The organism is Acidovorax sp. LjRoot118 (assembly GCF_964253575.1).
In the GTDB taxonomy this organism is placed as follows: domain Bacteria; phylum Pseudomonadota; class Gammaproteobacteria; order Burkholderiales; family Burkholderiaceae_C; genus Acidovorax.
In genome coordinates this window covers 3,058,830-3,081,523 of sequence record NZ_CAXURB020000001.1, presented here as the reverse complement: position 1 = coordinate 3,081,523, position 22,694 = coordinate 3,058,830, and the positions used below count along the sequence as shown (strand labels likewise).

General features: G+C 67.9%; 24 protein-coding genes. 11 read left to right on the top strand and 13 right to left on the bottom strand.

Features of this window, described 5'->3' with window-relative positions:
• The first annotated feature begins 12 nt into the window (after positions 1-12).
• Positions 13-339: a hypothetical protein gene (locus ACSQ9E_RS14590; RefSeq protein ID WP_428001074.1), complete on the top strand. Its 327-nt coding sequence runs from the start codon at positions 13-15 to the stop codon at positions 337-339.
• 12 nt (positions 340-351) lie between these two features.
• Here ACSQ9E_RS14590 and ACSQ9E_RS14585 read toward each other — a convergent pair whose 3' ends face one another.
• The 4 genes from ACSQ9E_RS14585 to ACSQ9E_RS14570 all read right to left on the bottom strand — a co-directional run bounded on the left by ACSQ9E_RS14585 (position 352) and on the right by ACSQ9E_RS14570 (position 3,090).
• Positions 352-1,509, bottom strand: coding sequence for a serine hydrolase domain-containing protein (locus ACSQ9E_RS14585; RefSeq protein WP_436218245.1), 1,158 nt, complete (start codon positions 1,507-1,509; stop codon positions 352-354).
• On the bottom strand, positions 1,506-1,814 hold the full coding sequence (locus ACSQ9E_RS14580; RefSeq protein ID WP_436178112.1) for a hypothetical protein: 309 nt from the start codon (positions 1,812-1,814) through the stop codon (positions 1,506-1,508). The genes ACSQ9E_RS14585 and ACSQ9E_RS14580 overlap by 4 nt, the downstream gene beginning before the upstream one ends.
• Positions 1,815-1,828: 14 nt before the next feature.
• Complete coding sequence (locus tag ACSQ9E_RS14575; protein ID WP_436218244.1) at positions 1,829-2,530, bottom strand: glutathione S-transferase family protein; 702 nt, start codon at positions 2,528-2,530, stop codon at positions 1,829-1,831.
• Between the two features lie 74 nt (positions 2,531-2,604).
• On the bottom strand, positions 2,605-3,090 hold the full coding sequence (locus ACSQ9E_RS14570) for an Lrp/AsnC family transcriptional regulator (protein ID WP_057199618.1): 486 nt from the start codon (positions 3,088-3,090) through the stop codon (positions 2,605-2,607).
• A gap of 97 nt (positions 3,091-3,187) precedes the next feature.
• Between ACSQ9E_RS14570 and ACSQ9E_RS14565 the strand changes: the two genes are divergently transcribed.
• From ACSQ9E_RS14565 to ACSQ9E_RS14540, 6 genes are all read left to right on the top strand, one after another.
• Positions 3,188-3,823 (top strand): LysE family translocator, encoded by a 636-nt coding sequence (locus ACSQ9E_RS14565; RefSeq protein ID WP_235514191.1) that lies wholly within the window; start codon positions 3,188-3,190, stop codon positions 3,821-3,823.
• A gap of 177 nt (positions 3,824-4,000) precedes the next feature.
• A complete protein-coding gene (locus ACSQ9E_RS14560) occupies positions 4,001-4,429 on the top strand; it encodes a hypothetical protein (RefSeq protein WP_436218243.1) in 429 nt (142 codons plus the stop codon).
• A 226-nt stretch (positions 4,430-4,655) separates the two neighbouring features.
• On the top strand, positions 4,656-6,476 hold the full coding sequence (locus ACSQ9E_RS14555) for a S8 family serine peptidase (protein WP_436218242.1): 1,821 nt from the start codon (positions 4,656-4,658) through the stop codon (positions 6,474-6,476).
• 67 nt (positions 6,477-6,543) lie between these two features.
• A complete protein-coding gene (locus ACSQ9E_RS14550) occupies positions 6,544-7,107 on the top strand; it encodes a hypothetical protein (protein WP_057199614.1) in 564 nt (187 codons plus the stop codon).
• 92 nt (positions 7,108-7,199) lie between these two features.
• On the top strand, positions 7,200-7,805 hold the full coding sequence (locus ACSQ9E_RS14545; protein ID WP_436218241.1) for a hypothetical protein: 606 nt from the start codon (positions 7,200-7,202) through the stop codon (positions 7,803-7,805).
• 14 nt (positions 7,806-7,819) lie between these two features.
• A complete protein-coding gene (locus ACSQ9E_RS14540) occupies positions 7,820-8,323 on the top strand; it encodes a hypothetical protein (RefSeq protein ID WP_436218240.1) in 504 nt (167 codons plus the stop codon).
• Positions 8,324-8,425: 102 nt separating this feature from the next.
• Here the strand turns inward: ACSQ9E_RS14540 and ACSQ9E_RS14535 are convergent, their stop codons facing one another.
• Positions 8,426-8,929 (bottom strand): EF-hand domain-containing protein, encoded by a 504-nt coding sequence (locus ACSQ9E_RS14535; RefSeq protein WP_436218239.1) that lies wholly within the window; start codon positions 8,927-8,929, stop codon positions 8,426-8,428.
• Positions 8,930-9,091: 162 nt separating this feature from the next.
• Positions 9,092-9,904 (bottom strand): lectin, encoded by an 813-nt coding sequence (locus ACSQ9E_RS14530; protein WP_436218238.1) that lies wholly within the window; start codon positions 9,902-9,904, stop codon positions 9,092-9,094.
• Between the two features lie 180 nt (positions 9,905-10,084).
• Here ACSQ9E_RS14530 and ACSQ9E_RS14525 point away from each other — a divergent pair, with 180 nt between their 5' ends.
• A complete protein-coding gene (locus ACSQ9E_RS14525) occupies positions 10,085-10,333 on the top strand; it encodes a hypothetical protein (protein ID WP_436218237.1) in 249 nt (82 codons plus the stop codon).
• Between the two features lie 31 nt (positions 10,334-10,364).
• Here the strand turns inward: ACSQ9E_RS14525 and ACSQ9E_RS14520 are convergent, their stop codons facing one another.
• The 5 genes from ACSQ9E_RS14520 to argH form a co-directional block, all read right to left on the bottom strand.
• A complete protein-coding gene (locus tag ACSQ9E_RS14520) occupies positions 10,365-11,486 on the bottom strand; it encodes an endonuclease/exonuclease/phosphatase family protein (RefSeq protein ID WP_436218236.1) in 1,122 nt (373 codons plus the stop codon).
• Positions 11,487-11,663: 177 nt separating this feature from the next.
• Positions 11,664-12,212 carry a hypothetical protein gene (locus tag ACSQ9E_RS14515; protein ID WP_157412279.1) on the bottom strand — a complete coding sequence of 183 codons (549 nt, stop codon included), beginning with the start codon at positions 12,210-12,212 and terminating at the stop codon, positions 11,664-11,666.
• A gap of 68 nt (positions 12,213-12,280) precedes the next feature.
• Positions 12,281-13,354, bottom strand: coding sequence for a porin (locus ACSQ9E_RS14510; protein WP_436218235.1), 1,074 nt, complete (start codon positions 13,352-13,354; stop codon positions 12,281-12,283).
• A 133-nt stretch (positions 13,355-13,487) separates the two neighbouring features.
• The gene (locus tag ACSQ9E_RS14505) at positions 13,488-14,462 is read right to left on the bottom strand and encodes a Bug family tripartite tricarboxylate transporter substrate binding protein (protein WP_057199603.1); all 975 of its coding nucleotides are present in this window, start codon (positions 14,460-14,462) and stop codon (positions 13,488-13,490) included.
• A 2-nt stretch (positions 14,463-14,464) separates the two neighbouring features.
• Positions 14,465-16,003, bottom strand: coding sequence for an argininosuccinate lyase (gene argH / locus ACSQ9E_RS14500; protein ID WP_436218234.1), 1,539 nt, complete (start codon positions 16,001-16,003; stop codon positions 14,465-14,467).
• An 89-nt stretch (positions 16,004-16,092) separates the two neighbouring features.
• Here argH and ACSQ9E_RS14495 point away from each other — a divergent pair, with 89 nt between their 5' ends.
• The 3 genes from ACSQ9E_RS14495 to ACSQ9E_RS14485 all read left to right on the top strand — a co-directional run bounded on the left by ACSQ9E_RS14495 (position 16,093) and on the right by ACSQ9E_RS14485 (position 20,069).
• Positions 16,093-17,049, top strand: coding sequence for a LysR substrate-binding domain-containing protein (locus ACSQ9E_RS14495; RefSeq protein ID WP_235514188.1), 957 nt, complete (start codon positions 16,093-16,095; stop codon positions 17,047-17,049).
• Positions 17,050-17,390: 341 nt separating this feature from the next.
• On the top strand, positions 17,391-18,197 hold the full coding sequence (locus ACSQ9E_RS14490; RefSeq protein ID WP_436218233.1) for a class I SAM-dependent methyltransferase: 807 nt from the start codon (positions 17,391-17,393) through the stop codon (positions 18,195-18,197).
• Positions 18,198-18,968: 771 nt separating this feature from the next.
• Entirely contained in the window at positions 18,969-20,069 is a 1,101-nt protein-coding gene (locus tag ACSQ9E_RS14485) for an IS5 family transposase (protein WP_436218232.1), read from the top strand.
• Positions 20,070-20,209: 140 nt separating this feature from the next.
• On the opposite strand, the gene ACSQ9E_RS14480 is transcribed toward ACSQ9E_RS14485, so the two are convergent.
• Positions 20,210-21,241: a Bug family tripartite tricarboxylate transporter substrate binding protein gene (locus tag ACSQ9E_RS14480; RefSeq protein ID WP_436218231.1), complete on the bottom strand. Its 1,032-nt coding sequence runs from the start codon at positions 21,239-21,241 to the stop codon at positions 20,210-20,212.
• Between the two features lie 73 nt (positions 21,242-21,314).
• Positions 21,315-22,637 (bottom strand): sulfatase family protein, encoded by a 1,323-nt coding sequence (locus tag ACSQ9E_RS14475; RefSeq protein WP_436218230.1) that lies wholly within the window; start codon positions 22,635-22,637, stop codon positions 21,315-21,317.
• Positions 22,638-22,694: the final 57 nt, after the last annotated feature.

Here is a 22,694-nt window from a genome sequence, read left to right as displayed (position 1 = left end):
ATCCTTGGTTCAATGACCATCTACCCCACCGAACTCATGGTGCTCGGCCTGTGGCTCGTGGCGCCCGCGCTGGTGCTGGGCCTGCTGGTGCTGTATGCCGTGCAGGCCCGCTTCGGTGCTCGCATGGGCCTGCGTCCCTGGCGGGCTGCCAGCCTGCTGGTGGTGTTCGGCATTGCCATTGCGGCGTTGATTCTGGTGTATGCCCCGGCGGGCATGGCCCGGTCCCTGGGCCTGCGCGACATCCGTATCCTGGGCTGGCAGACCTACTGGGCGCCGGTGGGCTTCATGGCCCAGTTGCTGGCATTGCCTGTGGCGCTGTGGCTGGGGCGGGGGCGCTGAGCGGCTGCCAGTTCAGCCTGCGTCGTCAGACCCGCACCGCGCAGTAACCAGCATGCGCGCCACGCGCAAAAACTCCGTGGGCCCCACCCAGCTGACATTCCAGTGGCCGCCCACCGGCACCTCGCGCTTGTGCGCGATCACCATCGACCGTGCGGGCACCACCAGGATGTACTGGCCGTGCACGCCCCAGGCCATGTAGGCGCCGTGCAGCGGTGAGCCTGCGGGCTCCTTCTCCAGCAGCCACCACAGGGTGCCATACCCAAACCCGCGCCGGGCGGTGCGTGCCGGGTGCATATGCGCGGCAGGCGTGGTCTGCGCCGTCATCTGCGCCACCCAGCCGGGCGGCAGCAGCGGTTGGCCGTGCCATTGGCCCTGGTTCAGCGCCAGCAGGCCCAGCCGGGCCATGTCCCGCGTCGATAGGTAGAAGGGGTAGGCCAGGTGCTCGGATTTGCGGGCATCGCCGCTGCGGGCATGGCGCACAGGCGCAAAGTCTTGAAGCTGCAGGGGCGTGGCCAGGTCGTCGGCGAAGGCCTGGTAGATGCTGCGCCCGGTCAGGCGCTCGAAGGCGGTGCCGGCGGCGTTGAAGTCCCAGTTGTTGTACAGAAAGTAGCTGCCCGGCGCCTGCGATCCGCGCGCGGGGGCCGCAGCCGCATCGTCGCCGCCATTGGCCGCCGCGTGGTACACACCCGAGCGCGCGGCCAGCAGGTCGCGCAGCCGGGCCTGGCGTTCGATGGGCAGCAGGCCGCCCACAGCGTCGTCCATGCCCACATCGGCCAGCGTGCGGTCGAGGTCAATGGCGCCGCTGGCCACGTACTTGCCGTACATCATCGAGAGAATACTTTTACGCACCGAGAACACGATGCTGACCCGCTCCACCGGGCCTTCGCTGAACAGCACGCGGCCATCCCGCACAGCCATCAGGGCCGTGGTGTCCAGCGTGTGCACGTAGTCGCGCGCGGCCTGCAGCTCGCGCTGGCAGGTGCTGCCAACCCCGGGTGCGGGCCAGGCCTGCCACGTGGCGGCGGGAAAGGTGGGGGCGGCGACGGAGGCCGCATGCGAGGCGGGTGCTGCAGTGACTGCGGGTGGCGGGATGGCGCAGCCGCTGGCAAGCACCAGCAGCATGCCCGCGCCCATGAGGGTTGCGATGCGTGATGTCCGGGTTGGCTTCATGCGCCCTGCGCCGCCCGGTGCGCCTGGATTGCGGCCAACACCTGTATGCCGAACTCCCGGTCCACATTGCGTGCCTTGTAGGGCGACCGGCTCGCTGCGACACCGGGCGCCGAATGGTGGATGGCGTGCGCCAGTTCGTGCAGGCAGTCCCGGCCCCGCTCGGCATAGAGCGCGGTCTCGGCCTCGTTCAGCTGCAGGAGGAAGCTGTACGACACAAAGCTGTGGCTGCAGTTCACGTCGAGCAGCAGCGAGGACCCGTGCTGCACAAGGATCCAGCTGGCGGGTTCGTGGTCGATGACTTGCATGGGGTCGCTCAAGCTCAATCCCGGTCCGGCGCACCCAGCGGAAAGTACGGCCGAAAGTACCGCGCCTCGTCCACCGCACGCGCGAACGAAGGCCGCGCCAGCAGCCGCGCGCGGTAGGCACGCAGCACGGGGTATTGTTCGGCAATCGGGTGCGTCCAGTCCGCATAGAACAGCGAGGGCGCCGCCGCGCAGTCGGCCAGCGTGAAGTGCTCGCCCGTGGCCCAGGTGCGGCCGGCCAGGCGGGTGTCGAGCCAGGCGTAGGCGCGGTCGAGCTTTTCCACGGCCAGGGCCATGCCGTCCTGGCGCTTGACCGGGTCGCCCGTGAGCGCGCCGTTCACGGCCAGCTGCATGGCGTTCATCACGTGCAGGTCGAAAAACCGGTCCATGAAGCGCACGTCCAGCGCCTCCACCGGGTCGCTCGGTATCAGGCGCACCGGGCCGGGGTGGGCGATCTGCAGGTACTCGATGATGATGCTGGTCTCCACCACGTCGCGCGCCCCATCCACCAGCAGCGGAAACTGCCGCAGCGGCCACTTCGCCAGCCATGCGGCCGCATGCTGCGGCGCATCGGGCCCCAGCACGCGAAACTCGAAGGGCGTGGCGTTTTCGTACAGCGCGGTCAGCACCTTCTGCGTGTACGACGAGAAGGGATGGCCGTAGAGCACGAGTGGCGCTGCTGCGGGGGCCTGGGGTGCATGTGGGGCGGGCTGGTTCATCCGGGTCTCTTCCTGAGTGTGAAGGTGGATCGAAGGCGCACGGTACCACGCGGGCGCGGGCGGTTTTCTTGCCTCTACGGCGCGCGCCTGGTCGTGCCCGGCGGCACCAGGCCGCGCCGCGCGATGGGGGTGGAAAACACGATGGAGGTGCGGGTCTCGCCGTACTTGTTGATGGTGCCGATGAAGCGCTCCAGGTCGGCCAGGCTGGTGGCCACCACGGTCATCACGTACGAATCAGCGCCCGCCACGTGGTGGCACTCCAGCACCTCGGGGGCCGCGCGCAATCGGTCCAGCAGGGGTTTCTTGGCGGGCTGGGCCACGGTGATCCCGATGGTGGCCTGCACTGGGTAGCCCGCCTTGGCGGCATCCAACTGCGCCGTGAAGCCCTGCGCAATGCCCGCATCCAGCAACCGCTTGAGCCGCTCTGCGGTGGCGGCCACGGACAGGCCGGCCGCCTCGGCCAGTACCTTCAGCGGTGCCCGCGCGTCGCGCTGCAGTGCGCCCAGCAGGCGCCAGGCAGCATCATCCAGCTCGTGTGCCTGGGTTCTTGTCACAGCCATGTTTCACCAGAAAAAAGCGTGGTCCGGGCCCGATGGGCCGTAGCAATCCACTGTACCACCGGTGGTCTGGCGGCAGATGATCGTGTATCTCCAACCCATGCCTATTTGCACCATGTTCGACATACAGAATTACGCCAGCTTCATCGCCGCCATCCTGGTGTTCCAGGCCGTTCCAGGCGCTGGCACCATCGCCATCCTCGACGCCACGGCACGCGACGGCCGCAGCGCGGGCATGGCTGCGGTGTTGGGCACCCTCGCGGGGGATTGCCTGTTCATGCTGGCGGCTGCGGCCGGCCTGGCCGCGCTGCTGCAGGCGCAGCCCCTGGCGTTTCAGGGGCTGCAGTGGTTTGGTGCCGCCTACCTGTGCTGGCTGGGCGTGCAACTGCTGCGCAGCCAGCCCGGCGGCGCGGGCGCAGAGCCCGCCCGCGCGCAGACGGCAGGGGTGTATTTTCGCCGCGCCTTCATGGTGAGCCTGACCAACCCCAAGGTCATCCTGTTCTTCGTCGCGTTCTTTCCGCTGTTCCTCAAGCCCGGTGCCTCCGGCACCACGCTGGCGCTGATGATGCTGCACGTCACCGTGCTGAGCCTTGCCTACCAGGCCGCCCTGGTGCTGGTGGGCAACCTGGTGGCGGTGCGTCTGAAGGCGTTTCCCGGCGCCCGGCGCCTGGCCATACGGATTGCGGGTGTGGCCCTGGTTGGGCTGGGAGGGCGGCTGGCAGCTGGCATTCGCTGAATGCCTCCTGGCAGCGGCTTGCCTTTTTGCGCTGACGCATGCCTGCGGGGGGGAGCGCTGCAGGTATCGCCAGGTGCTCCGTGGAGTAGCCGTACAGGCTTCTTCTGCAGTGCCTTCCTCACGGTGCAGGCCACCGCCATTACGCTGGGCGCCACCATCTTGACCGGGAGAATGCGCATGCACATGTCCGTGGGATTCATCGTGGGCCTGATCGCCCGCTGCCTGCTGCTGGCCGCCCTGGCTTCGGCGAGCGTGGCCTGTTCGGTGCAGTGGTATGCAACGCCGTATCCCAAGCCCGAAGGGCTGGCGACCATGGGGTGGCTGCTGCAGTGGATGGCATTTCTGTGCATCTGGTTTGGCTTTCGTCCGCTGAACCCGCTGGCGTGGATGCTGGGCGGGTTGGTGCTGTTTCCGCTGGCCCAGGCCTCCGTCCATTGGATGGCGGGAGAAATGGGCCTGACCCGGGACTTCACGGGATGGGGTGGCTTCCAGGCAATGTTCTGGCTGCACGCGATCATCTCGTGCTGCCTGTGCATGGCTGCCTACGGGGTCTATTTCGTCCTGCGGCGGGTGCAGGGGCTCAGCGCCAACGTCATCGATGGGTGATGAGTGGATGGTTGATGGGGGCCGCCGAAGCGCAGCCGGAGCAGGTGCGCCGGGAGACTGCTGCGTGCACGGCGGCCAGAGAGCGATGCAGACAAGGGAGTGCTGCAGCGCGGTATCGGGCCGCGCCGCCATATTTCGCTGGCGCAAACCCCGGGCGGTTTCGATAATCGTGTGGCGGTGCCAGGCTTGGGTGCCGTCAAATCCAAAACCAACAGGGGTGTCTTCCATGCGTCTTCCACGATCCACCATCCGCAGGCCTGCGCGCCTGGCGCTTGTCACCGCCATGCTGGCCGCCTGCGGGCTGGCCGGCGCGGCCACCACCTGGTCGCCCGACCGCCCCACCGAGGTGCGCATCGGCAGCCTGGTGGTGGGGGACACCAAGTACGACAACGTCGTCATCACCGTGGGCAACGTGCTGGGGTTCAGCGCCACGGGGCCCAACCGCACCTACGACAGCTTCAATCCGGCCAATGGGCAGGTCACCATCGCCACGCTGACGGTGGGCAGCCAGTCGTTCTATGACGTGGTGGTGACGGTGGGCGGGCTGGTCAGCGTGGGCGGGGGTGGCCCGCTGCCGGCGCTGGTGCCCAACGACCCGCTGTTCAGCCGCCAGTGGCATCTCAAGAACACCGGCCAGAGCGGCGCCGGCGGCCCGGCCGCGCTGGCGGGCGAGGACCTCAACATCGGCAAGGCCTGGCAACTGGCCACCGGCACGGGCGTGCAGATCGCGGTGATCGACGATGGCCTGGACATCTTCCACGAAGACCTGCGCGTGGTGGCCGGCAAGAGCTGGGACTACCGCACCAATGCCTACGGCGACCCATCGTCATCCACCAGCTCGCACGGCACCAGCTGCGGCGGCCTGGCGGCGGCCATTGGCGACAACAACCTGGGCGTGACCGGCGTGGCCTTCAACGCCCGCTTGGTGGGCTACAACCTGCTGGCCGCCACCACGGGCGCCTTCGGTGCCGACGCGGTGACCAAGGACCTGGCCAGCAACCACATCTACACCAACAGCTACGGCGCGGCCGACAGCAACGGCCTGCTGGCCCCGGCCGACGAGCTGTGGCGCGACGCCATCCGCACCGGCATCAGCACCGGGCGCGGCGGCAAGGGCGCCGTCTATACCTGGGCCGCAGGCAACGGGGCGCCCGAGGACCGCTCGGACTACGACGGCCAGGCCAACTTCCAGGGCGTGCTGGCCATCGGCGCGCTCAACGACCAGGGCCAGCGCTCGTCGTACTCCGAGCCCGGCTCCAACCTGCTGGTCACGGCCTATGGCGGCGAGTTCTGCTCCACGCAGACGACCACCACCACCGACGTGTCGGGCGCAGGCGGCTACAACGACGGCAACAAGCCGCAGGACATCACCGGCAGCCCCAACTACACGCGCTGCATGAACGGCACCTCGGCCGCCACGCCACAGGCGGCCGGCGTGGCCGCGCTGCTGCTGGAGACCAACCCCGCGCTCACCTGGCGCGATGTGCGCGCCATCCTGGCCCGCACCGCGCGCAAGACCGACCCGGCCAACGCCGGCTGGGTGACCAACGGCGGCGGCCTGCACGTGAACCATGAGTACGGCTACGGCGCCATCGACGCGCTGGCCGCCGTGCGCGCAGCCCCGGGCTGGGCCCTGCTGCCCGCACAGAAAACCGCCACCCAGGCCGCCACGCTGGGCAGCCCCCTGGCCATTGCCGACAACGGCGCTGCCACCACCAGCAGCCTCACCCTGCAGGGCAGCGGCATCGGCAAGCTCGAATTCGTGGACCTGGCCATCACCTCCAACCACACCAACGTGGGCGACCTGGAGATCACGCTCACCAGCCCCGCGGGCACGCGCAGCACGGTATCGGTGGTGCGCGAGTGCAAGGACACAGCGGCCAACGCCGTCACCTGCGGCGCCGCGCTGGAAGGGGGCTTCACCTTCGGCATCGCACGCCTGATGGGTGAGGCCGCCGACGGCAACTGGACCCTGTCCGTGCGCGACGGCCGCACGGGCGAGACCGGCAGCGTCTCGGCCTGGAGCATCAAGGCCTATGGCTACTGAGTAGCCGCGCCGCCTGCTCCACCGCACACCACGCCATTTCACTGAATACCTGCTGAGGCCTCACACCATGAAGCTCCCCACTCTCTCCCTTCTGCGCCTTGCCGCAGTAGCCGTCGCTGCCGGTGCCATCGCCAGCGGCGCCCTGGCCGCCACCACGGCGCATTACTTCGACGGCGACACCCAGCGCAGCATCACGCTCGACACCAGCCTGGTCGCCGTCATCACCCCGATCCCCGAAGCGGGCAGCAATACCCAGGCGCGCAGCGTGGGCGAGGGCGCCAGCCCCGCACCCCTGGTGCAGCTGCAGCCCGCCAACCAGAGCGTGGCCAAGGGCGCCGGCACGCACACCTCACCCGTGTACCGCGAGGGCAACTCCCCCGCGGGCCGGCTGATGGCACTGCCCGGCGGCGTGGTCGTCAAGTTCAACACCGACTGGAGCGACGCCCAGGTGCGCGCGTGGGCCCAGGCCAAGGGCCTGGCGGTCACCCAGCGGCTGGGCACCACCAGCAACTGGTACCTGATCGCCACGGCCCCCGGCAGCGCTGCGCTGGAGCTGGCCAACAGCCTCAAGGCGGGCGGCGAAGTGCTGGCGGCCATGCCCAATTGGTGGAAGCAAACCGCAGCACGTTGAACCGCCCGCCAGGCCAGCCACGCCTCTCGCAAGGGGCGTGGCTGTGCCATGGTGCGCGCGGCCCTGCTGCCCGCGCCACGCATGCACGCACTATGTCCCACGTCCTTGAGCGCACGTTTTTCAACCTGTCCGTGGTCCGGGCCCCGCTGCAAGCGCTGATCGGCCAGTTCGCCAGCCTGCCGCCCCTGGTGGCTGCGCGCGCTGAAAGGGTGGCGCTGGCTTTTCCAGACCAGCCTTACACCGCAGCCCCTGGCGCCTTGCCGCTGCTGCTGTGGTCGCCTGCGTGCAGCCCGGGGCTCACGGCAGTCATGCCTCACGTCAGTTCGGGCGACTATTTTGTGTTGGAGTACGCATGCAAGCGATTCGGGCACGACGGTGCGGCAGTGCGCAGCAGCGCTGCGTCGGACGCAGAGCCCATCAACGAATTTGTCACCTACACCGGCAACCGCATGCAGCGCGCCGTGCGCGCGATGAAAGACTCGCCGCGCTGGGATTTTTATCAGCACGGCGACCCCTTGCCCTTCGAGTCGGTGGATGCCTACACCGCCCGCCGCGTGCGCGACCGGCTGCAACGCGAAGCCGTGCTGCGCTACCTGGAGGCCTGGGGCGCGCCGGTGCGGGATGCGGGGTTCTGGCGGAGCCAGGGGGAGGCGGTGACGCTGGTAAGGGGTGCCGTGCAGCCCACGCTCACCCCTTGAGGACGAACCGACTCATGGACATCCTGGTCAATTGCTTCGCTGCCTTTGCTGCCCTGTGCCACTGGCGTCTGGTGGTTTCGCTGGCGGCTGGTCTGCTGGCTGCCGTGGTGCTTGCCCAGTTGGTTCCCTGGTTCACCGGGGGGATGGGTCTTTGGTTGGTGCTTTTTGCATGCGGCGTCGGCATGTTGTGGGAAGGGGATGCCTCTGCAGGCGCTGCACCTGCCGCTTCTGCGGCCATTGGCGAAGCGCAGCCTCAGGGGATGCTCATCTCCACGCCTGTTGCGGCGCTGGGCCTGTGCCTGATCGGCATGGTCTGGGGCGGCCTGCTCGGCATGTGGATGGGCTCGCTCTGGGCGGGTGCTGCAGTCCTGGTTGCGGCATCGTTCGCTGTCGGGATGCTTTGGGCATGGGGATTGCGGCGCCCTGTGCCATGGGCTTACATGGCCTTTGCGGCCTGCGCATTGTTGTTCGGGGTTGGGCTACTGCGGGTGCTGGTGGAGATGACGGAGCGGGGGTGAAGCAAAGCGCGTTGCGTTCACTTGCGGCGGGGCAGCGCGGGGTTTGCCACAAGACAACGGGGCCATAAGGCCCCGTTGGTCATCGCAAGGGTTGTGCGCTGCTTACGGTTTGCTGGCGCGCCGCTTCTTCTCAAACGCCACGCACTCCTGCACCGACAGCAGGTCGTTGTTGTCCGCATCGGCCGCCTCGAAATAGGCCATGCGTGCCTCCACCACTTCCTTGAACGACAGCTTGCCGTCGCCATCCTTGTCGGCGGCGGCCAGGCGCTTGATGCGGCCCTTGCCCATGCGCGGCACCTGGGCCAGTTCGAGCAGTACGACGTGGCCGCTGGCATCGGGACCCAGGCTGTGCCAGCTCTGCACGATGTCCTGGTGGAACTCGTCGAGCGACACATTGCCATCGTGGTCCAGGTCGGCGGCGGTGCAGATGGCCTGCAGGCGGTCGCCAGGTGTGCGGCCGGGGCCCTTCTTGTGCGGGTGGGCTGCTGCTGCCGCAGGCTTGGCGGCAGGTGCGTCAGCGGCCGTCTGTGCGGTGGCTGCCGTCGCGAGCAGCAAGCTGCAGGAGGCTGCACAGAGCAGTGGGATGGCTCGGTTCAATATTGTCATGAGGTAGTCCTCTTGGCTGTTTCTGCTGGGATCGTGAATGTGCCGTTTTGGAGCGGCTGAAAAAACTCAGCGAAGCGGTTCTGGCTAGGCGCTGTGTCGCAGGCAGTACGAGTAGTACGACAAGACACAGCAACAACGCCAGAAGAGTTTTTTAAGGCGCTCCTACCACCACCAGCGTTGACTTGGGCTGCGGTTGCACTGCCACACCATGGCCGGCTGCCCTTGGCGAATCTGGCCGTCCACCACATCCAGGCACTTGCCGGACAGCTGGCTAACGATCTGCCCGCCGCGCGTCGTCCAGCTCTGGCTGGGGGCGCCCGAGCACGACCACAGCACCACCCGGGCACCGTCGCGCGGGTCGCCGCGCTCCACGTCCAGGCAAAAATCGCGCACGCGGATTTCGCCACCACGGCCTACGCGAAAGCGCTGCGAATCCGTGCCGTTGCAGGCAAACACCTGCAGCGCGTTGCCAGGGCGGAAATTGCCCTTGCTCACGTCCAGGCACAGGTTGCCATTGACGCGGATCTCGCCGCCCCGGCCGCCGCCGCCACCATTGCCGTAGTCCGGGTAGTCGGGCCGGCGGTCGTCGTCGTGCTTGTTGTGGTTGGCCAGCAGCGCAATGCCGGCAATGGCGGCCACGGCCGCGACGGCTGCGCCTGCGTTGTTGGAGCTGTTGTTGTTATTGCCCTGGGCATAGGTGCGCGTGATCTTGAAGCGCCCGCCGCAGCCGCCATTGGTCCACAGCTCGCGGTTGGTGAGGTCGTAGCCCCAGGTGCGGTTGAAGCGGCAGGCGCCCTGGGTCTGCTCGGCCAGGTCCACCTGGGTCACATCGTCTGCCAGGCGTGCCGAGGTGTAGCCGCCGTTGGAGCGCAGGTCCACAAACTGCTCCTGCGCCTGCGCGGCCTGGGTGGCCAGCATCAGCGGCACGCACAGCAGCCAGGCGTGCCGCAGACGGATCACGGGTTGTGTGTTCATAGGTCTTTTCCTCCTTGTTGCATCGGGTTACTGCTATCGTGCCGGTGCACCCAGGGCGCGCCAGCATCTCTTCGTCGGCATTATGTGGGTTTGGCGTGTCGCCGGCGCGCTTGGCTGGCAACTACGTGGTAACTATCATCGTGCCCTATAAGATCCTGAACAGGTTCTAAGGTACCACCCATGCTCGCTGTTGCTGCGGCCCTGATCTGGCTGACCGGCCTGGCCCATTCCATCCTGGGCGAGCGCTACATCCTCATCCGTCTGCTGCGGCGCGAGGACAGCCTGCCCAAGGTGCTGGGCAGCACGGCCTTCACGGCCGGCACGCTGCGCTTTGCCTGGCACCTGACCACGGTGGCCTGGTGGGCCCTGGCGTACCTGGTGTTCTTGCTGGTCGGCGGGCTGGTCCTGCCGGCGCGCGGGCAGGGGTGAATCCGCCCGCCATCGCGCCGCGCCGCGCGCCTCAGCCCTTGTCCGCCAGGGCCTTGAGGTAGGTGTCCGCAAAGTCCGTCTGCACCTCGATCCACAGGGGGCTATGGTCCGACATCTGCCAGGTGCGCCATTTCTGGTACAGCTTCTCGGGTGTCTTGGCGGCGGTGGCTCCCTTCTCCGGGTCCTTGGCAGGCATGTGGGCCTGGTAGACCGGCAGGTCCTCATCGCGGAACACGTCCTCGAAGATGTCCACGATACCGCCGCTGCGCACCTGAAAGCGCTCGTCCTTGACCCGCACCGCAATCTGGTCGTAGAAATGCATGCCCTTCTTGCGGACCTTGTCGCCGTCGATGGCCGCCGGTACTGCAAACCCGTGGCTCTTGAGTGCGGCCATGGTTTCGTGCTTGGGGCTCACCACATTGAAGTCGCCTAGCAGCACATAATTTTCCACGGCGCCCCGGCTGTCCTTTTCCTGCTTGCTGGCCTGGTCCTGCCGCTGCGCAAAGAACTTCGCCAGGCTCTGGATCTCGTCGATGCGCCGCTGCAACTGCGCGCCCGACTCCTTGCCGTAGTAGATATGCACCGTGCACAGGCTGAAGCGGAACCACCCGGACTGAAACGCCACCAGAAAGGGACTGCGGGCGAACTGCTGCTTGGCTTCGGTGTCGACGGTTTCCCCGTCCACCTTGACCGTCTTGGGTGACACGACCAGCTGCCCGTCGGGCAGCACGATTTCTCCGGCGATCTTGCGAAACCACACTTTTTCACGGTTGTAGAGAAACGCCATGCGCTCGCCATTGCCACCCGTGCCCTCGGTGGTGTCGGTCACGATGTAATCCCATTCGCGCCCCAGAATGCGAACCAGCTTCTCCAGCGGGCCCAGGTCGCGGTTCACCTCCTGCAGGGCCACCAGGTCAAAGCACGAGATGACTTCCGCCAGGTAGTAGAAGGTCTCGGCAAGCCGGGGGCCGAAGCCGAACTTGTTGGAGTCGAAATCCCGGATGTTCCAGGTCGCCAGCATCAGGTTGCTGTCGTTCCTGCGGCCCTTCAGTGGCGCCAGCCGCTGCCGCAGAGCGAGCAGCCGCTCGGCACAGCGCTTGCGCGCGTCCTCGTCTTCGATATCGCGGCGCAGGCCGGCGTACATGTTGGACATGGGAAGTTCTCCGTGGGTTGCAGGGCGACAGGATTGGCGCGCAGTATGCGGACGGATGTCTGCCCATGCAATCTTCAAATTGCCAAGCCGTTCTGCCCTGGTAGGAGATCGTCTTCGGCATCGCCACATCCTGGAACAAGGGCTCTCGCCTGCCCAGCTTGGTCACTTTTCTGTCCGTCAAACCCGCCGCGTGCTCGCCAGAGAGCAGGCTGATCCCTGCACCGTGACTTCCCCCTCGAACCTGGCGGTAGGCCCCCATGCCCCGGCCATTGCCGATTCCCCCATCAAGCCCTGCCATGTCCACCGGATGCGCACCGGGGCTTGCTGTGCCGCCTGCGCCAGTTCGGGGAAGGCGCGCGACAGCGAGATCGTTCCTTCGGCACTGGCTGAAGGCATGACCCTGACAGAGCCTGGGGGAGGTGCGTACCCCCATGCGACAGGCCCTTTCAGCGGCTGTGCATTTGCACCCTGGCTCTCTGCCGTGATGCGCAGGCTGCGCAACGCCGCCGCCCAGGGCGCCGTATCGCCCGACACCCAGACCGTGCGCTCGCTGCGGTTGCGCAGCCCGAACACCAGGTCGATACCGGTCGTGCTGGCCACGCAGCGGGTGTGCAGCTCCAGGATGTCCGCGGGCATATCGGCGGCGAGCGCAGCGGCGGCTGGCAGGGCAAGCGCCAACGCTGCGAGCAGGCGCCTTGCCTTGGATGGAATCGTGGAGCGTGCCATGGTCTGGTGTGGAATGCGGTGGTGTCGCATTGTGCCGCTGTCCGCGCGTGGCGAACCGGATGCACTACTCAGAACGTGTGCCGCACCCCCAGGTCCACGCCCGACGATGCCTGGTTGGCCGCCGTGGCGGCGCCGTTGAGCGCGGTGGTGGCCCCGCCGCTGTTGCGCACACGGGCATAGGTCGCGTACAGCGCCGTCCGCTTGGAGAGGCCGTGTACGTAGCCGAGCGACAGCTTCTTCGTCTGCGGCGTGCCGCTGGCCGTGGTCTGGTACTGGGACCACTGCGCCTTCACCTCCCCGGTGCCCACGCGGTACACGCCGCCCACCTGCACGCCGCGGCCCACCAGCCCACCCAGCGTCTCCACCCGGTCGCGGTAGATGCCCCCCATGGCCGTGAAGGGGCCGGCGTCGTAGCGTGCGCCCAGGTTGCTGGAGGTGATGTCCCCGGTGGTCGCGGTGCGCGCAAACCGGGTGCGCGCATGCGCGGCCGACAGGTTCAGTGGCCCCGCACGGTAGCCCAGGCGCACGCCACTGCCGGTGCCATCGTCCGCGGTGGGGCCGGCGTTGCCCGGGTTCTCGCCCCGGTAGTGCTGCAGCTCGCCGTACAGGCCGCCCAGGCCCGATGGCAGGAAGTACATGATGGCGTTGGACACCCGTGAGGACACCGGTCCGCCCAGCGAGCCCACATTGGTCTGCGATGAACCCACGCCGTTGTTGCCGAACGGGTCGAATTCGAAACGGTTGTAGTACTGCACAGCATAGTCGCGGCCCAGGCGGACTTCGCCCCAGGTGCCCGCCAGGCTCACGGTGGAGCGGCGCCCGAACACCAGGCCCCCGCCGCCGCTGGTGCCCGCCGCCTGGTTGCTGGTGTTGGTGGTGCCGAAGGTGCCGCTGTCCAGCGTCAGCCCGGCCTCCAGCCAGAAGCCGGCCGACAGCCCGCCACCCAGGTCCTCCGTGCCGCGCACGCCGATGCGTGACGAGGAGTTGCCGCCCGAGCCCAGTTGCGTGCGGTTGGCGGTGCTGCCCGCGCCGTACTGCAGGGCCGCATCGGCAATGCCGAACAGGGTGACGGAGGACTGGGCTGCCGCCAGGCTGCAGGTGGCCAGCAGTGCCAGCGGGGTGAGTGCGTGTTTCTTCTTCATGGGGGTCTCTGGGTGGTGGCAAAAAGAGCTACCGCAGGGCTGCGCCCGCCGGCCCTCCTTGCGAAAGCCCGGCGTGGGTGGCGCTGCGCGCCGCGCGGATTGCGGGGAACGGGAGGGGGCGAGGACCGTGGGGTCAGTCCATGGTGACGTTGGCCTTGCGGATCACCTCGGCCCAGCGCTGCGTCTCGAAGCGGACCAGGGCCGCATACTCGTCACTGGTGCCGGGCCGGGGCAGGGCACCCTGCACGGCCAGCAGGTCGGCCGTCGCCTTGTCCCGGGCGATGCGGTTGATCTCGGCCGATAGCTTGTCCACGATGGCCCGTGGGGTGGCGGCCGGGGCCAGCACGCCCGACCAGGAATCCACCACGAAATCGGGCACTCCCGCTTCGGCCATGGTGGGCACCCCGGGCAGCGAGGGCGAGCGCTCCGCCCCGGCGATGGCCAGCGCCCGGAGCTTGCCGCCCTGGATGTGTGGCAGCACCGTGGGCAGGTTCACAAACATCAGGTCGATCTGCCCGCCCAGCAGGTCGTTGTTGGCCGGACCGGCGCCCTTGTAGGGCACGTGCTCGAATTCGACATGGGTGCGCAGTTCGAACATCTCGCCGAGCAGGTGGTTCACGCCCCCCGTGCCCGACGAGCCCATGAAGAAGCGCTTGCCCGACTGGGCCTGCGCGATCAGTTCCTTGACGCTGCGCGCCGGCATCTTGTTGGACACCACCAGCACATTGGGCACCGTGGCAAACAGGGCCACCTGCGTGAAGGCCTTGTTGGGGTCATAAGGCAGGCGCTTGTAGAGCAGGGGGTGGAACGACTGGTGCGACGAAGCCGCCAGCAGCAGGGTGTGGCCATCGGGCGGCGCCTTGGCCACGAAGTCCGCGCCCAGGGTTCCGCCCGCGCCCGGCTTGTTCTCCACGATGACCTGCTGGCCCAGCGTGCGCGACAGCCGCTCGGCCAAGATGCGCGCCACGATGTCCACGGTGCCACCCGAGGCGAAGGGCACGACGAGCCGCACCGGACGCTCCGGGTAGGTGGCGGCTGCGGCTCCGCCGGCATGGCAGGCACCGGCCAGTGCGGCGCAGGCGATCAGCGCCTTGGCAAGGTTCTTCATCATCATGGTGTGGCCCCTTGAGGGTTGGCAACAGTGTGCGCCGAAACGCCCGCGAGCACCGCCACGTCATGCGCCAGCCGGCGGCGCACCGCGGCCAGGCGCTCGCGCACCGCGCCAGCCTCGGCCACGATGGCATCGAGGTGGCGCGACTGCGCCGCCGTGGCCTGGGCCACCTCCGCTGCTGCGGGGCCGCCGTTGCGCCGTGCATGGACGCTCTCGATGGGGTCCAGGTACTTGCGCAGCTTCTCTTCGCTCCAGCCCAGCGTAACCCCGATCACATCGACGGCGGCACGGTCCAGCATGGCGGGCGTGAGTTCGTCGGCACGCTGGCCCGCATCCAGTGCGATGCGCACCAGGCCGCCCACCACGTGGTGGGCGTCGCGGAACGACAGACCGCCTTCCGCCACCAGGCCATCGGCCAGGTCGGTCGCCACCGAGAAGTCCGAGCGCACCCGTTCGAGCATGGTGCGGGTGCGCGGCTCCACGCTGTCGATGACCAGCCCGAACAGCGCGAGCGAGCGCAGCGTCTCCTCGGTGCATTCCCAGAAGCTGCGCATGCTCTCGCGGCTGCTGTCGCCAGCGTGGCTGAAATTCGTGCCCTTCACCGCCACCAGAGAGGCCGTGAGCAGTCCGATGATGTGGCTGCTCTTGCCGCGCAGGTACTCCAGCACCACCGGATTTTTCTTCTGCGGCATGATGCTGGAGGTGCTGGCCACGCGGTCGGGAAAGGCCACCAGGCCGAACTCGGGCGTGGACCAGATGTGCAGGTCCTGTGCCACGCGGCCCCAGGTCAGCGCGACGATGGCCATGGCGGACATGGCCTCCCACGCAAAGTCCCGCGATGCCACGGCGTCGAGCGTGTTGGGCAGCACCGCACCAAAGCCCAGCGCCGCGGCCGTCATCTCGCGGTCGATGGGAAAGCGCGTGCCCGCCAGTGCGCCGGCCCCCAGGGGCGAGGCGTCGATGCGTTCCAGCGCGCCCTGCAGGCGCTCCATGTCGCGCCCCAGCGCCTGTGCCACCCCGCTGAGGTAAAAGCCGAAGGTGATGGGCTGCGCCGGCTGCAGGTGGGTGTAGCCAGGCATCACGGCGTCCGCGCATTCAACGGCCCGGCGCAGCGCGCTGCGGCGCACGCGGCCCAGGGCCTCGATCACGTCCAGCACCACGGTACGGGCCCGCATGCGGTCCATCGTCACCGCCAGGTCGTTGCGGCTGCGCGCGGTGTGCAGCCGCCCGCCCACGTCGCGGCCGGTGATCTCCATGAGCCGGGCCTCGTAGTTGAAGTAGGGGTCTTCCTTGGCGGGGTCGAGTTCCACCGCCGCGGGGCCCTCATCCTCCATCTGCAGCAACCCCCGGGCCAGCGCACTGGCCACCTCGGGTGCAATGATGCCGGTCTTGTGCAGCATCAGCAGATGCGCCTGGTTCACCTCGCCGAGGCTGGGGAACACGCGCTCGAAGTCGCGTGCAAGGCGCGGGCCGTAGATGTGCTCGCAGATTTCGGGGGCAAGCGGCTCCTTGAGCCGGCGGCTGATTTTTGATTCCATACATCCGTCCTGGTTGGGGTGGACGAAGTATCAAAAGCCACGCCGATGCTGGCAAATGACAGTTTTTCCCCTGCGCATACCAAATTGATATGCCCGGCCGCCGTGCGCAGCGTATGCTGCGCGGCGCACCCACCTCCACCATTGCCATGAACTTCAAGCAGCTCGAAACCTTCCGTGCCGTCATGCTCACGGGCTCCATGACCGTGGCGGCGCAGCAGCTGCACACCTCGCAGCCCAACGTCAGCCGCATCATCGGCAAGCTGGAGGCCGAGGTGGGCTTCGAGTTGTTCGACAGAACGCCCGGGCGGGTCGTCCCGACCAAGGCGGCGGAGGCGCTGTTCAAGGACGTGGAGCGCGCCTTCATCGGCCTCGACAGCGTGTCCGAATCCGCACGGGCGATCCGCGATCTGGGCGCCGGCACCTTGCGCGTGGCGGCGGCGGCATCGATATCGATGAGCGTGCTGCCGCTGGCCATCCGCCTGTTCAGCGAGCGCTACCCGCGCGTGCGCATCGTCGTGGCCACCAGCGAGTCGTCGATCATCGCCAACTGGATCGCCACGCAGAACTGCGATGTGGGCTTTGTCAGCTACGTACCCGACAAGCCGGGCGTGAAGGCCTCGGTCATCCACACCGAGAGCGCGGTCTGCGTCATGCCCTCGGGCCACCGGCTGGCGCGCAAGCGCTTCGTGCAGCCGCAGGATTTGAACGCAGAGCGCTTCATCTCACTGCCCAGCGGCAGCGCCTCGCGCCGCGCCGTGGACGCGGCCTTTGTGGACGACGGCCGCACCATGGTGCTGGAGACCTCGCACGCGGCCACCATCTGCCGCATGGCCAGCGAGGGCCTGGGCGTGGGGCTGGTCAACCCCATCGTCGTGCGCACCATGCGCCTGCCCGGCGTGGTGGCGGTCGCCTTCCGGCCGGATATCCCGTTTCGCAGCTACATGCTGCGCCCCCAGCTCGCTGCGCGCGACACGCACGCCGGCCATTTCGCGTCGTGCATGCGCTCGTCTTTCCAGGCCACGGCAACGACCAGCCGCCGAGGCTGATGCCGGTACTGGCCTTCTCAGATGCTTGCCGCCCACCCCGTCAGCGTCTCCCGCTCCCCAGTAGTCCACTGAAACCGAGAAATCGGCTGTGCGCCGGGGTGGCAGCGGGATGCAGCGCAAGGCGCGGGCTTTGCCTAGGCTGGCCGCCTTGGCAAAGCCCGCAACGCCGCGATGCGCCCGCTGCCTGGATTGCGGCCCTGCCAGACCCTCACGCACAGCCGATTTCTCGGTTTCAGTGGACCATGTGCGTTTTTCTCACGCATGCAGATCGCAAATCTCGTTTGTCCGCATGGGGGGCGGCAGGGACCATAGGGCCCTTAACCAACCAGGGGGAGGGCACCATGCCGAAAACGACCAGCACCACTAAAACCTGCACCACCCGCGCCGCTGACGGCAGCGCAGGCGATGTCGACTACGGCGCCATGGGCAGCACTTATTCGTCGTACCGCCAGCCCGATCCGCGCATTGCAGCGTTGATCGAGCAGGCCCTGGGCGACGCGGCCACCACCGTGCTCAATGTGGGCGCAGGGGCCGGATCGTACGAACCCACAGGTCGCAGGGTGACGGCGCTCGAGCCCTCGCAGTCCATGCGCGACCAGCGGCCAGCGCACCTGCCGCGCGCCGTCGATGGTGTGGCCGAGCAACTGCCGTTTGCCGATGGCGCATTCGACGCGAGCATGGCCACCTTCTCCATCCACCAGTGGAGCGACGTGGAGGCTGGCCTGCGCGAGATGCGGCGGGTGACGCGCGGGCCGGTGGTGATCCTCACCTGCGACCCGGGCGCGGTGCAGGACTTCTGGCTGGTCGACTATGCACCCGAGGTGCTGGCCACCGAGGCGCGGCGCTATCCAGCCATGGACCGGATTGCGACGGCGCTCGGTGGGCGGGTGGAGGTGTTGCCGGTGCCGATTCCCTGGGATTGCAGGGATGGGTTCAACGAGGCGTATTACGGGCGGCCGGAGATGCTGTTGGTGCCGGCTGCGCGGACGGCTTGTTCGGCATGGGGTTTCGTGTCGGCCGAGTCGGCTGCGGCGAGTGTGGCGGCGTTGCGTGCTGATCTGGTCAGTGGTGTCTGGGATCCGCGGTATGGGGCCTTGCGCAGGCAGGCGGTTTATGAAGGGTCGCTTCGGTTGGTAGTGGCCCGTTGAGTTTTTGCTGCCTTTGCTGGCGGCATGCTCGTGCTCAAGGGCGGAGGCCGGGGTGTGCGCCCTGCGGCGCAGTAACTTTCTCTTGAGTCTGAGAAAGTCACCAAAGAGAAGATGACCCCCAGTCTGCGTCCCCCCATCGCCCGGTGGGCGATGGGGCAACCTGCGATGCTCGGATCTGGGGTGGGCGTCGCTGAACTCGCTGCGTTCTACGAACTCCGCTCAAACAGCTGCGGCAAGCCAGATCACGAAGCGTGTGTGTCCTTCGGCACACACGCCCACCCCAGCTCCTGCGCTTCTCGGCGCAGCCAGCAGAGGTGGGGCGCGGGTACCACACGGCTGCTGCTGCGCAGCTGCGCCTGGGGTCGGTGACGCGCGCAGTGCGCGCTGCCGACTGTTGGGCGCGATCTCCCTGCCCAGGCCAAGCGCAGCGAGGCAGTTGGGGCCGAGCGAAGCAATGGCCCGAGTGGAGCCCGCACCCACCCCCTTCTGACCGTGCCGAGAAGCGCAGGGCCTGGGGTGAGCGCGTGCCGAAGGACACGCGCATCGTCATCTGACTCGCCGAAGCTGTTTGACCGGAGCTGCCTCGCAGAGGCAGCGCAGGGAGTTCTTCGGCGTCACCCCAGGACCGAGCATCGCAGGCTGCCCCACTCGCCCGCAAGGGCGAGTGGGGACACGGGCAGCGGGGTCGCCTTCTCTTTGGTGACTTTCTCTTGGAGGGTGTAGAAGAAATAAATTATAATAGCGCTGCATTGACCAAGCAGGAGCAGCGCAATGGCAAAGACAGGCCGACCACCCGTGATCCCCCCTGGCGAGTACGCCACCTTGCGCGAGGTGGTCCGAGACAATCCGCAGGCGACGCTGCCCGAGTTGGCGCTGGCCTGGGCCGATCACATGGGCCGCAGCGCCCCTAGCACGGTGACTCTGCGCGCAGCACTGAAGGCTGCCGGCCTGCAGCGAGCGCGGCCCAAGTCGCAGCTGTCCCGCTCGCAGCCTGGTCAGCCTGGCACGCGCTACGGCTACACCGCCCGGCATCGGCCCGCCAGTCAATCCGGCAACGCCATTGCCGGTGCCCTGACCGATGCCGAATGGGCGCTGGCGCAGGACCTGTTCGAGCCCCAACCGGGCTCGCGTGGCAGACCGGCCACCTACTCGCGGCGTAGCGTTGTCGATGCCTGCTGCTATGTGCTGCGCACCGGCTCGTCCTGGCGCAACCTGCCGGTGCAGATCTATCCGCCCTGGCAGTCCGTGCAGAAGGCCTTCGTCAACTGGGCCCGCCAAGGCAAGTTCGAAGCGCTGCACGAGCGTCTGCGCCAGCAATGGCGCCAACGCCTGGAGCGCGCTGCGCAGCCCAGCGAGGCCATCATCGACTCGCAGTCCAACCGGGGCAGCCCTCAGGGTGGTACCTTGGGCTTCGATGCAGGCAAGAAGGTGCAAGGGCGCAAGCGCCATCTGGTCGTGGACACACTGGGCCTGCTGCTTGCGGTTGTGATCACCAGTGCAGCCGTGCAGGACCGCGACGCGGCCGCGCAAGCGGTAGCACAGGCGTGCAAGCGCACGGATGGCTCGTTCAAGACGTTGTGGGCCGACAGCGCGTACGCTGGGCAATGCGCCCAGCAGATCGAGAAGGCGCACCACGTACAGGTGCGCATCGTGCGCCACAGTGCCCGCCACCGCTGGGACGATGCCCAGCAGCCGCTGTGGAGCGACGAGCAGCCCGCCCCCATCGCCAAGAAGCGCTGGGTGGTGGAGCGCACCCATGCATGGCTGGAGCGCAACCGCAGGCTTGTGATGCACCACGACCGCAAGCCGTTCTATGCGGCTGCGTGGGTGTGGCTTGCGCAGGCCCGGATGTTGTTGGGGCGGTTGCAATAGATTTCTTCTACACCCTCTTGGCGACGCAAGAGAAAGCTACTGCGCCGCCGGGCGCACACCCCGGCCCCCGCCTTCAACCAAAGCACACAGCCACCATCGACGACAAGCGACTGCGGCACCATCCACCAAGCCCACCCCAATCAATCGTTGGCCCTGAACCCCGTAGCCTTCACCAACCCCGCCCACCGCGCCGTTTCCGCAGCGATCGTGCGGGCGAATGCATCACCGTGCTCGGCGGGCACATCAAAGCCCTGCGCATCGAGTTTGCTGCGGTAGTCCGGCGCCGACTGCGCCTTGACAGTCGCGGCCTCGATGGCGTCCAGCACCGGCTTGGGCACGGCGCTGGTGGCCAGCAGGCCGAACCAGATGGTGGTGTTCAGGTCCTTGTAGCCCAGCTCGGCCAGCGTGGGCACCTGGGGCAGGTGGCGTGAGCGCTCGGGGCTGGTCACGGCCAGCGCGTTGAGCTTGCCGGCCTGCACCTGGGGCAACGCGGTCTGCATCTGCGCAAAGCCCAGCGGCACCTGGCCGCCCACCAGGTCCACCACCTGCGGGGCCGAGCCCTTGTACGGAATGTGCGCCATGTCGGTCTTGAAACGCTCGTTCATCTGAAAGCCCAAAAAGTGCGAGGGCGTTCCCGGGCTGTACGAGCCGTACGACACCTTGCCCGGGTTGGCCGCCGTCCACTTCACCAGGTCGGCAAAGCTGCGCGCCGGCACCGAGGGGTGGGCCACCAGCACCAGCGGCGCCTCCACCCCCTTGGCGATGGGGCGAAAGTCCGCCGGCTTCCAGCGCAGGCTGGCGTAGGCACTGGGGTTGATGGTCACCATGGCCTGCGTGCCGATCCACAGCGTGTGCCCGTCGGGCGCGGCCTTCTGCACATACTCGGCACTGATGTTGCCGTTGGCGCCGGGCTTGTAGTCCACGATGAAGGTGCCGCCCGTCACCTTGCCCAGCTCGTGGGCCAGTGCGCGTGCATAGGCGTCGATGGCGCCGCCCGGCGGCGTGCCCACGACCAGGGTCACGGGGCGGCTGGGCCAGGCGGGTTTGGCCGTGTCCTGCGCATGGGCGGGTGCAGCCAGTTGCAAGGCAAGCAGCGACGCTGCTGCCAGGGCAGCAGGGCGCAGTGCACTGTGCCGGGTGCCACGCTGCAGGCATGGATGGGTGAGGGTCATGGTCTTGTCTCCTTGGGTATTGTTCTGAGGGCTGTCTCGGTTTTTTTGTCTGTCTGCCTGTGCGCCTGCCTATCTATCTCTGCGGCATGTCCTTGGCCGAATAGCCCAGGCTCACGGTGGCATCGGCCGGTATCTCGGGCATGGAGGCATTCCACGCCATCCAGTCGTCGCGCATCTGCGCAAAGCGCGCGGGCTCGTGCCGGGCCAGGTTGGCGCGCTCGCGCGCATCGTTCTCCAGGTGGAACAGGTACTCGTGTTCGTCCACCTTCAGGTACTTCCACGGCCCCCGGCGCAGGGCGCGCTGGGTGCGGTGGTTCATGCGCCAGTACAGCGGCCGCTCGAAGGTGTCCGCCGGGTCGCGCAGGATGCGGGCCAGCGACACGCCGTCCAGCGGGTACTGCGGGTGCGGCACGCCACCGCCCAGCTCCAGCAGGGTGGCAGACCAGTCCATGCCCATGCACTGCTGCGCGCTGGTGCCGCCTGGTGCGATCACGGCCGGCCAGTGGGCGATCCACGGCACGCGGATGCCGCCCTCGGTCAGGTCCATCTTGCCGCCCACCAGCGGCCAGTTGTCCGAAAAGCGCTCGCCCCCGTTGTCGCTGGTGAAGACGATGAGCGTGTTCTCCAACAGGCCCTCGGTGCGCAGCGTGGCCACCAGCCGGCCAATGCCCTCGTCCATGTGGTGGATCATGCGGCGGTAGGTCTCCACATTGCCGCCGTGCAGGTGGAACAGGTTGTCCTTGACCTGCGCCGCCAGGGCCGCGTCGTCGCGGGTTTCCCATGGCCAGTGGGGCGCCGTGTAGTGCAGGCTCAGCAGGAAGGGCTTGCCCGCCCGCGCGCCCTCGGCCATGCGGCCCACATGGCCAACGGCCCGGTCCGACAGCAGGTCCGTGAGGTAGCCGGGCTCGTGGTGCTCCTCCTCGCCCAGGTACATGTCATGGTCGCCCCGCCCGGCGCAGTGGCTGAAATAGTCCACACCGCCGGCCATCACGCCATAGAACTCGTCATAGCCCGAGCGCAGCGGGCCAAAGCTCGGCGGGTAGCCCAGGTGCCATTTGCCGATGAGGGCTGTCGCATAGCCCGCCTCGCGCAGCAGCGAGGGCAGGGTGGGCAGCTCGGGCGGCAGGCCCAGCACGGTGCTGCCCTTGCTGCGGCTGTTGATGGGCTCCTCCATGCCGGCGCGCACACGGTACTGGTAGCGCATGGTGGCCAGGGCCACGCGCGTGGGCGAGCACACGGGCGAGTTGGCGTAGCCCTGCGTCAGGCGCAGCCCGCCCGCAGCCAGGGCGTCGATGTGGGGCGACACCGGGCCAAACTGCGCCTGGCGCCCGCCATAGCAGCCCAGGTCGGCAAAGCCCAGGTCGTCGGCCACGATGTAGATGATGTTGGGTTGCATGCCCCTGACGTTAGCGGCAGCTCCATTCTTTGTAAAATTGAAATTTGGGTGTTTCAA